Here is a 2,836-nt window from a genome sequence, read left to right as displayed (position 1 = left end):
CAGGAAGCGATCAAGATGCTCGGCACCAACGGCGGCGGTTTCTTCAACGCCAACTCCGCGCATCCGTTCGAAAATCCGACGCCGTTTTCGAATTTCATTGAAATGCTTGCGATTTTTTTGATTCCGGCGGCGCTGTGTTTTGTGTTCGGACGCATGGTCGGCGATATCCGGCAGGGCTGGGCCATCCTTGCCGCGATGACTGCGATTTTCGTCGTCATGGCGCTGGGCGCGATGTCCGCCGAGCAGGTTGGCAATCCGCTGCTGGCGCAACTCGGCGTCGATCAAACCGCGAGCGAATTGCAAGCCGGCGGCAACATGGAAAGCAAGGAAGTCCGCTTCGGTATCGTAGCCTCGGCCCTGTTCGCGGTCATTACGACCGCGGCCTCGTGCGGCGCGGTCAACGCGATGCACGATTCCTTCATGCCGCTCGGCGGGCTGATTCCGATGTGGCTGATGCAGCTCGGCGAAGTCGTGTTTGGCGGTGTCGGCGCAGGGTTGTACGGCATGCTGGTGTTCGCGATCCTCGCGGTGTTCATCGCCGGCCTGATGATCGGCCGCACTCCCGAGTATGTCGGCAAGAAAATCGAATCGTATGAAATGAAGATGACGTCGATCGCGGTTTTGATGACGCCATTCCTGGTCCTCGTCGGAACCGCGATCGCAGCAATGGTCGAACCCGGAACCTCGAGCATCTCCAATCCCGGCGCGCATGGCCTTTCGCAAATGCTGTACGCGTTTTCGTCCGGCGCGAACAACAACGGCAGCGCATTCGCCGGGCTGTCGGCCAATACGCCGTTCTACAACACCATGCTTGGCATCGCCATGTGGTTCGGGCGCTTCGCCATCATCGTTCCAGTGCTGGCGATCGCGGGCAGCCTCGCCGCCAAGAAGCGCATCGCGGTCACCGCCGGCACCATGCCGACCCACGGTCCTCTGTTCGTGGTGCTGTTGATCGGAACCGTGCTGATCGTCGGCGCACTCACCTATATTCCGGCGCTCGCGCTCGGTCCCATCGTCGAACATTTGCAACTGTTCTCGAACCATGGCTCGTAAAACACTTACTCTGTTCGACCGTGAGCTGATCAAGCCGGCATTGGTCGGATCGTTCAAGAAGCTCGCGCCGCGCGCGCAGTTGCGCAATCCGGTGATGTTCGTCGTCTATGTCGGCAGCATAGCGACAACCCTGTTGTTCTTCCAGGCGCTGCGCGGGGAGGGAGAAGCGCCGGCCGGCTTCATTCTGGCGGTAGCGTTGTGGCTGTGGTTTACGCTCTTGTTCGCCAACTTCGCCGAAGCGCTTGCCGAAGGCCGCAGCAAAGCGCAGGCCGCATCGCTGCGCGGCCTCAAGAAAACAACCTGGGCGAAAAAACTGGCTGAGCCGCGGTACGGCGCATCCTACGTTCCAGCGCCGATCGACGATATGCGCAAAGGCGATGCCGTTCTGATCGAAGCCGGCGATATGGTCCCGCTCGACGGCGAAGTGATCGAAGGCGTCGCTTCGGTCGACGAATCGGCGATCACGGGCGAATCCGCTCCGGTCATCCGCGAATCCGGCGGCGATTTCTCGGCTGTGACCGGCGGCACGCGCGTGTTGTCGGACTGGCTCGTCGTGCGCGTCTCCGTCAATCCGGGCGAAGCTTTTCTCGATCGCATGATCGCGATGGTCGAGTCGGCCAAACGGCGCAAAACGCCGAACGAAATCGCGCTGACGATCCTGCTGATCGCGCTGACCATCGTGTTCCTGCTGGCGACCGCCACCTTGCTGCCGTTTTCGATCTTCAGCGTCCAAGCCGCGCAAGCCGGTTCGCCGATCGCAATCACGGTTTTGATCGCGCTACTCGTTTGCCTGATTCCGACGACCATCGGCGGTCTGTTGTCGGCGATCGGCGTTGCCGGCATGGGACGCATGCTGCAGGCCAATGTTATCGCGACTTCCGGGCGCGCGGTCGAAGCCGCCGGCGACATCGACGTGCTGCTGCTCGACAAAACCGGAACCATCACGCTCGGCAATCGTCAGGCAGCGGCTTTCGTTCCGGCCGAGGGTGTTGCCGACCGCGAATTGGCCGACGCCGCGCAGCTCGCTTCGCTCGCCGATGAAACTCCCGAGGGGCGCAGCATCGTCGTGCTCGCCAAGCAGAAATTCAATTTGCGCGAACGCGATATTCACGCGCTGGCGCGAGCTTCGTGCCGTTTACCGCGCAGACGCGCATGAGCGGCGTCAATCTTGCCGAACAGGGAAAGACGCGCGAAATTCGCAAGGGCGCTGCCGATGCGATCCGCGCGCATGTCGAAAGCAAGGGCAAAACCTGGCCGCCGAAAACCGCGCAAGACGAAATCGTCGCCGCCCTGCATCAGGACGAGGGCAACGCCGCCGCCGCGATCAGCAGTCAACCGCTTTCGGTGAAACGGCTGGAGTGGGAGCACATCCAGAAAATCCTGACGGAAAACGAAGGCAATGTCTCGGCGACGGCAAGGAGCCTGCATATGCACCGCAGCGTGCTGCAGCGAAACTGAAGAAGCGGCCAGCGAGGGATTAGCCGAAAAGAGGCTTGCGCCAACTGCTTCAGGCGCAACTCGAGTCGCTCAGATGCAAACAAAGCGTGAGCGGACGCGCTACAAACTCAAACCATCCAGAGCACGGCTTTCGCAATTTGCTCGGGATTAGACAACGCCGGGCACGCCGCCCAGCGGTCACGCGCTTCGTTGCCGTAGCGCGACATGCCGGTTGTCGTCATCGCGCCAAACGATACGCTGCTCGAAAAAGTGAAATCCAACATGCAGGAAGTCCGCGCCCGAGGCGGCGAGCTGTTTGTTTTCGCCGATCTCGACAGTCACTTCG

2 protein-coding genes and 1 pseudogene are annotated in these 2,836 nt (G+C 61.2%); 2 read left to right on the top strand and 1 reads right to left on the bottom strand.

Annotated features, from left to right (window positions below):
* The coding region (gene kdpA / locus H0V78_00015) for a potassium-transporting ATPase subunit A (GenBank protein ID MBA2350211.1) at positions 1–1,053 on the top strand (1,053 nt) is incomplete at its 5' end.
* Positions 1,043–2,511, top strand: a pseudogene (gene kdpB / locus H0V78_00010) (potassium-transporting ATPase subunit KdpB). The gene kdpA and the pseudogene kdpB, both read left to right, overlap by 11 nt.
* A gap of 107 nt (positions 2,512–2,618) precedes the next feature.
* On the opposite strand, the gene H0V78_00005 reads toward kdpB, so the two are convergent.
* Positions 2,619–2,774: a hypothetical protein gene (locus H0V78_00005; protein ID MBA2350210.1), complete on the bottom strand. Its 156-nt coding sequence runs from the start codon at positions 2,772–2,774 to the stop codon at positions 2,619–2,621.
* Between the last annotated feature and the right edge of the window lie 62 nt (positions 2,775–2,836).

The organism is Burkholderiales bacterium, assembly GCA_013695435.1.
Taxonomy (GTDB): Bacteria; Pseudomonadota; Gammaproteobacteria; order Burkholderiales; family JACMKV01; genus JACMKV01.
Note: the sequence above shows the minus strand (reverse complement) of the source record. Positions and strands in the feature narration are given on the sequence as shown.

Coding starts and splice junctions, on each gene's coding strand:
- H0V78_00005 (MBA2350210.1), bottom strand. CDS start 2,774: ATGTTGGATTTCACTTTTTCGAGCAGCGTATCGTTTGGCGCGATGACG.